At 68.7% G+C, this 6,112-nt stretch carries 8 protein-coding genes; all 8 read left to right on the top strand.

Translation table 11 applies throughout. The features are described 5' to 3' along the window. Positions 1-82: 82 nt before the first annotated feature. The 8 genes from rimM (at position 83) to FGD71_RS23790 (ending at position 6,090) form a co-directional block, all read left to right on the top strand. A complete protein-coding gene (gene rimM / locus FGD71_RS23825; RefSeq protein ID WP_119102547.1) occupies positions 83-670 on the top strand; it encodes a ribosome maturation factor RimM in 588 nt (195 codons plus the stop codon). Continuing rightward, entirely contained in the window at positions 670-1,503 is an 834-nt protein-coding gene (gene trmD, locus FGD71_RS23820) for a tRNA (guanosine(37)-N1)-methyltransferase TrmD (protein WP_119102546.1), read from the top strand. Before rimM ends, trmD begins: the two co-directional genes overlap by 1 nt. 135 nt (positions 1,504-1,638) lie before the next feature. Next, positions 1,639-1,989 (top strand): 50S ribosomal protein L19, encoded by a 351-nt coding sequence (gene rplS / locus FGD71_RS23815; RefSeq protein WP_119102545.1) that lies wholly within the window; start codon positions 1,639-1,641, stop codon positions 1,987-1,989. A gap of 47 nt (positions 1,990-2,036) precedes the next feature. Further along, positions 2,037-2,753, top strand: coding sequence for a signal peptidase I (gene lepB / locus FGD71_RS23810; protein ID WP_119102544.1), 717 nt, complete (start codon positions 2,037-2,039; stop codon positions 2,751-2,753). Beyond that, positions 2,746-3,837, top strand: coding sequence for a signal peptidase I (lepB, locus tag FGD71_RS23805; RefSeq protein WP_119102543.1), 1,092 nt, complete (start codon positions 2,746-2,748; stop codon positions 3,835-3,837). Before lepB (FGD71_RS23810) ends, lepB (FGD71_RS23805) begins: the two co-directional genes overlap by 8 nt. Next, entirely contained in the window at positions 3,722-4,630 is a 909-nt protein-coding gene (lepB, locus tag FGD71_RS23800; RefSeq protein WP_119102542.1) for a signal peptidase I, read from the top strand. The genes lepB (FGD71_RS23805) and lepB (FGD71_RS23800) overlap by 116 nt, the downstream gene beginning before the upstream one ends. Before the next feature lie 169 nt (positions 4,631-4,799). Then, positions 4,800-5,549, top strand: coding sequence for a signal peptidase I (lepB, locus tag FGD71_RS23795; protein WP_119102541.1), 750 nt, complete (start codon positions 4,800-4,802; stop codon positions 5,547-5,549). 64 nt (positions 5,550-5,613) lie between these two features. Further along, complete coding sequence (locus FGD71_RS23790; RefSeq protein ID WP_119102551.1) at positions 5,614-6,090, top strand: NUDIX hydrolase; 477 nt, start codon at positions 5,614-5,616, stop codon at positions 6,088-6,090. The last annotated feature ends 22 nt before the right edge of the window (positions 6,091-6,112 follow it).

Here is a 6,112-nt window from a genome sequence, read left to right as displayed (position 1 = left end):
GGGGACGGCCACTTGGGGCCGTCCCCGGCCCGTAGTCGTCTACGCGGTAATGCCGTAGGCACACGACAGGAGATCAAGCACAGTGCAGCTGGTAGTCGCACGGATCGGCCGCGCCCACGGCATCAAGGGCGAGGTCACCGTCGAGGTACGCACCGACGAGCCGGAGCTGCGGCTCGCGCCCGGCGCCGTCCTGGCCACGGACCCCGCCTCGGCCGGTCCGCTGACCATCGAGACGGGCCGGGTGCACAGCGGCCGTCTGCTGCTGCGTTTCGAGGGTGTACGGGACCGGACCGCCGCCGAGGCGCTGCGCAACACGCTGCTGATCGCCGACGTCGACCCGGACGAGACGCCCGAGGACCCGGACGAGTACTACGACCACCAGCTGATGGACCTGGACGTCGTCACCAAGGACGGTGCCGAGGTCGGACGGATCACCGACATCTCGCATCTGCCCTCGCAGGACCTCTTCGTGGTGGAGCGGGCCGACGGCAGCGAGGTGTTGATCCCGTTCGTCGGGGAGATCGTCGTGGAGATCGATCTGAAGGAACAGCGGGCGATCGTGGACCCGCCGCCGGGGCTGATCGACGACCGCGCGGAAATCGCGTCCTCCAGGGACTCCTCCGCAGAGCCCTCCGGGGAATCCGCAGAGCCCTCCGGGGAAGAGGCGTAATGCGGCTCGACGTCGTCACGATCTTCCCCGAGTACCTGGAGCCGTTGAATGTCTCCCTCGTCGGCAAGGCACGGGCGCGTGGACAGCTGAATGTGCACGTGCATGATCTGCGGACGTGGGCGTACGACCGGCACAACACCGTCGACGACACCCCTTACGGCGGCGGCCCCGGCATGGTCATGAAGACCGAGCCCTGGGGCGACGCCCTGGACTCGGTGCTCGCGGACGGCTACGAGACCGGCTCTCATGAGCCCGCTCTGGTGGTCCCGACGCCCAGCGGCCGCCCCTTCACCCAGAAGCTCGCCGTCGAGCTCTCCGAGCGGCCCTGGCTGGTCTTCACGCCCGCCCGCTACGAAGGCATCGACCGCCGCGTCATCGACGAGTACGCGACCCGGATGCCCGTCCACGAGGTGTCCATCGGCGACTATGTGCTGGCCGGCGGCGAGGCGGCCGTACTCGTGATCACGGAGGCCGTGGCGCGGCTGCTGCCCGGCGTCCTCGGCAACGCCCAGTCGCACAGGGACGACTCTTTCGCGCCGGGCGCCATGGCCAACCTCCTGGAGGGGCCCGTCTACACGAAGCCGCCCCGGTGGCGCGACCGCGAGATCCCGGACGTCCTGCTCAGCGGCCACCACGGGAAGATCGCCCGTTGGCGCCGGGACGAGGCCCTGCGTCGTACGGCGGCCAACCGGCCGGACCTCATCGAGCGCTGCGACCCCGCCGCCTTCGACAAGAAGGACCGCGAAATGCTCTCCATCCTGGGCTGGGCGCCGGACCCGGAGGGGGAGCCACAGGGCCGATTTTGGCGCAGGCCAGACGGCGTGGAAGAATAGACCGCTGTTGTACGTCGTCCAGCGTGCGCCCCTGCCACAGGGGGATACGACGCCCGCCCCGACGAGGACAGCATCCCTCTTGGAACACCGACTTCCGTTGATGACCTGTGGCATCAGCGAAGAAAGCAGACGATCATGTCTCACCTGCTCGACTCCGTCGACGCCGCGTCGCTGCGCAGCGACGTCCCGGCCTTCCGCCCGGGTGACACTGTCAACGTCCACGTCCGCGTCATCGAGGGCAACCGCTCCCGTGTGCAGCAGTTCAAGGGCGTAGTCATCCGTCGCCAGGGCGCCGGTGTCCGTGAGACCTTCACGGTCCGCAAGGTCTCGTTCTCCGTCGGCGTCGAGCGCACCTTCCCGGTGCACACCCCGATCGTCGAGAAGATCGAGCTCGTCACCCGCGGTGACGTCCGTCGCGCGAAGCTGTACTACCTGCGCGACCTGCGCGGCAAGGCCGCGAAGATCAAGGAGAAGCGCGAGAAGTGAGCTCGCGCCGGGGTCCGCACATGAGGGCCGGATAGCATCTGGCCGCGATGGACACCGAAGCACAGACGACGGAGCGCGACCGCTCCTCCCGCCCTGACGAACCCGAGGAGATCTCGGAGACAGAACAGGCGGAGGGACGGTCGCGTTTCGCGTTGGTGTCCCGTGCCGCCGACTGGCTGCCCGGCGGGCGGATCAGTCTGGCCACGTTGTCCTGTCTCCTGTTTCTGCTGCTTTTGAGTCGGTTTGTGGTGCAGCCGTTCCAGATTCCCAGTGGTTCTATGGAGCCTGGATTGAGGATCGGGGACCGCGTTCTCGTAAATAAGTTGGCGTACCGTTTTGGTGCCGACCCGAAGCGCGGTGACGTCGTCGTGTTCGACGGCACGGGCTATTTCGGGGAAGCGGACTACATCAAGCGTGTCGTCGGTGTGGGGGGAGACCGTGTGGTCTGCTGCGACAGGCAGGGGAGGATCGAGGTGAACGGCCGGTCGGTCGACGAATCGACGTTTCTGTACCCGGGGGACAAGCCGTCCGAGGTGCCCTTCGACGTCGTCGTGCCCGACGACACCCTGTTCCTCCTCGGTGACCATCGCGGTGACTCCAGCGATTCCCGGGACCACCTGGGTGCGCCGGGCGGCGGCATGATCCCCGTTGGTGATGTGATCGGCAGAGCCGACGGGATCGCCTGGCCCCCGGGGCGCTGGACCCGTCTGGACCACGTCGACGTCTACGCGCGCGTGCCCGCTGCGGACGGTGCGCATGGGTAAACGCGGTAAACCGCGCGGGGTCCCCAGTAGCGCCGCCGACAACCTGCTGCCCACAGGGGCCCGGCGCGCCGGCGGTTCCGCCCGGCCCGGCCGGGCGGAACGGCGCAAGCTGGCCCGCAAGGTCAAGCGGCGCAGGCAGCGCTCGGCGATCAAGGAGATACCGCTCCTCATAGGCGTCGCCCTGCTCATCGCCCTCGTCCTGAAGACGTTCCTCGTTCAGGCCTTCGTGATCCCGTCGGGCTCCATGGAGCAGACGATCCGGATCGGCGACCGCGTCCTGGTCGACAAGCTGACCCCGTGGTTCGGCTCGAAGCCCACGCGCGGCGACGTGGTCGTCTTCAAGGACCCCGGTGGATGGCTCGAGGACGAGCAGCCGATCGCGAAGACGGAAGACCCCATCGTCGTCAAGCAGGTCAAGCAGGCGCTGACCTTCATCGGCCTGCTGCCCTCCGAGAACGAGCGGGACCTGATCAAGCGGGTCGTCGCGGTCGGCGGTGACACCGTCAAGTGCTGCGACGCCCAGGGCCGCGTCACCGTCAACGGCATGCCGCTCAACGAGGCGTACATTCACCCCGGTAACAAACCCTCTTCGATCAAGTTCGAGGTGAAGGTGCCCGCCGGACGCCTGTTCGTCATGGGGGACCACCGGGCCAACTCCGCCGACTCCCGTTTCCACCGCACCGAGGGATTCAACGGCACGGTCTCCGAGGACGGGGTCGTCGGCCGGGCCATGGTCATCGCCTGGCCCATCGGTCACTGGAGTCGTCTGGAGGAACCGGACACCTATGCGTCCGTGCCCGACGCGCCCGGCGGGTCGACCACCGCCATCGGCGCGTCGCATAGGGTGGCCAATGCGGATCGATACGGATTGATCCCGCTCCCGAGCCCTGCGGAACTCCCGCTCGTTATGGGAGTGATGGGCCTGCGTCGGATCTGGCGCAGGCGGCGGCACGGAGTGAGGAGTGGATGTGGGGGATTTGGCGGTCGGCGCACGGTCCGGGCAGGAGGGTCCCGAGGACAAGCCGGAGCGACCCGAGGAGACGGCTCCCCCAGCCGCAGAGCACGCCGCTGGATCCGGAGGTGACTCCGGAGTCGGCGACGACAGGAACGAGCGGGGTGGGGACGCCCCGCAGCCGAAGAAGCAGCGGTCCTTCTGGAAGGAACTCCCGCTGCTCATCGGCATCGCACTCCTCCTCGCCCTGCTGATCAAAACCTTCCTGGTGCAGGCGTTCTCGATTCCCTCGGACTCGATGCAGGACACGCTCCAGAAGGGCGACCGTGTACTGGTCGACAAGCTGACCCCGTGGTTCGGCTCGGAGCCCGAGCGCGGCGAGGTCGTCGTCTTCCACGACCCCGACAACTGGCTGGCGGGCGAGCCCACACCCAACCCGAACGCGATTCAAAAGGCCCTCAGCTGGATCGGCCTGATGCCGTCCGCCGAGGAGAAGGACCTCATCAAGCGGGTCGTGGCGGTCGGCGGCGACACCGTCGAGTGCAAGGGCACCGCCCCTCTGAAGGTCAACGGCCATGCGCTGAAGGAGCCCTACCTGTACCCGGGGGACACGCCGTGCACGGTCGACGACACGGGCGGCCAGTTCAAGGTGAAGGTACCCGAAGGCAAAATCTGGGTCATGGGTGACCACCGGCAGAACTCGCTGGACTCCCGCTATCACCAGCAGGACAAGAACAAGGGCTTCGTCCCCGTGGACAACGTCGTGGGCCGCGCCATCGTGGTCGCCTGGCCGCCCACCCGCTGGTCCACGCTGCCCGTGCCGGACACCTACGACCAGGGCCTCAGCGCCGCCGCGGCTCCGGGAGTACTCGGTCTCGCGGGCGCGGTGCCCTTGGTGCTGTGGCGCAGGAAGAAGCGAGTGTGACGCGTGGCTCCTTGAAAGAGCTGTGGCGGGAGACAGGCGGAATTACCGTCGGAAACCCCAGGGTTTCTGAGCGGGGTACCGCCGGGTAGGGTGCCGTCCCAGATCGCGGATCTTCCGGGGCCGGAACCAGGGCCCCGGGGTCGATTCTCCGAGTTGGGGGAGCACTGGGATGAGCGGGACAGGTCGTACGGACGAGGGCCACGGACGGCTCGGCAGCAAGCTGTCGGGGCTTGCCGTGGCCCTCGGCTGTGTGCTCTTCCTCGGCGGATTCGCCTGGGGCGCGGTTGTCTACCAGCCGTACACCGTGCCGACCGCCTCGATGGCGCCCACCATCGCGGCCGGCGACCGGGTTCTGGCCGAGCGGATCGACAGCGGTGACATCAAGCGTGGCGACGTCGTCGTCTTCAAGCAGGCCAGCTGGGGCAATCTCCCCATGGTCAAGCGTGTCGTCGCGGTCGGCGGCGACACGGTCGCCTGCTGTACGGACGGCAAGCTGACCGTCAACGGCAAGAAGATCGAAGAGTCGTATCTGCCCAAGGGCTCTGCGGCCGAGGCGAGCAAGATTCCCACCATCGACGTCCCCAAGGGCCGGCTCTTCCTGCTCGGCGACGAGCGCAGCGGCTCCCTCGACTCGACCGCTCACCTCACGGAGGCCGGCAACGGCTCGGTACCGGTCGGCGCGGTGAGCGCGCGGGTCGACGCGGTGGTGTGGCCCATGGACGGCATGCTGGACCGCCCCACCGGCTTCGAGGAGCTCGGCGGCATCTCCCAGCCGGGGCCCCTGCGTCTGGTCCTCGCCGCGATCGTGGCGGGCGCCGTGCTCGTCCTCGGCGGTGCGGCCTACGGGCCGGTCGCCAAGCGGGCGGCTCAGCGACGCAGCCGTACCGGCGGGGCGAGGGAGCGGGCTCTTGCGGGCTGAGCAGCCGCCCGAGGAGCTCGCGGACCCCGGCGAACCGCCGAAGGTCGCCGCGGCCCCCGGTGAGCTGAGGAAGGTCGCCCGGGTGGTGCTGCTCGACCCGCAGGATCGCATCCTGCTGCTGTACGGCCACGAGCCCGAGGACCCGTCCGACAACTGGTGGTTCACGCCGGGCGGCGGTGTGGAGGGCGAGGAGACGCGCGAGGAGGCCGCATTGCGGGAACTCGCGGAGGAGACCGGCATCACCGAGGTCGAGCTCGGCCCGGTGCTGTGGCGGCGGACCTGCTCCTTCCCGTTCGCGGGACGCCGCTGGGACCAGGACGAGTGGTACTACCTGGCCCGTACCACTCAGACGGCGACCCAGGCCCTGGGGCTCACGGAGCTGGAACGGCGCAGTGTCGCCGGAGCACGCTGGTGGACGTGTCAGGAACTGACCGAGGCACATGAGACGGTGTATCCGACCAGACTCGCCGGGCTGCTGCGCAGGCTGCTCGACGAGGGTCCCCCGGCCAGGCCCGAGATCCTCGACACTGAAATTGTCTAGAGGCGCGCGGGGCTGGCGCACA

Source organism: Streptomyces sporangiiformans (assembly GCF_005768555.2).
Lineage (GTDB): Bacteria > Actinomycetota > Actinomycetes > Streptomycetales > Streptomycetaceae > Streptomyces > Streptomyces sporangiiformans.
The sequence above is the reverse complement of the archived record's forward strand: the minus strand, read 5'-3'. Positions and strand labels throughout refer to the sequence as shown.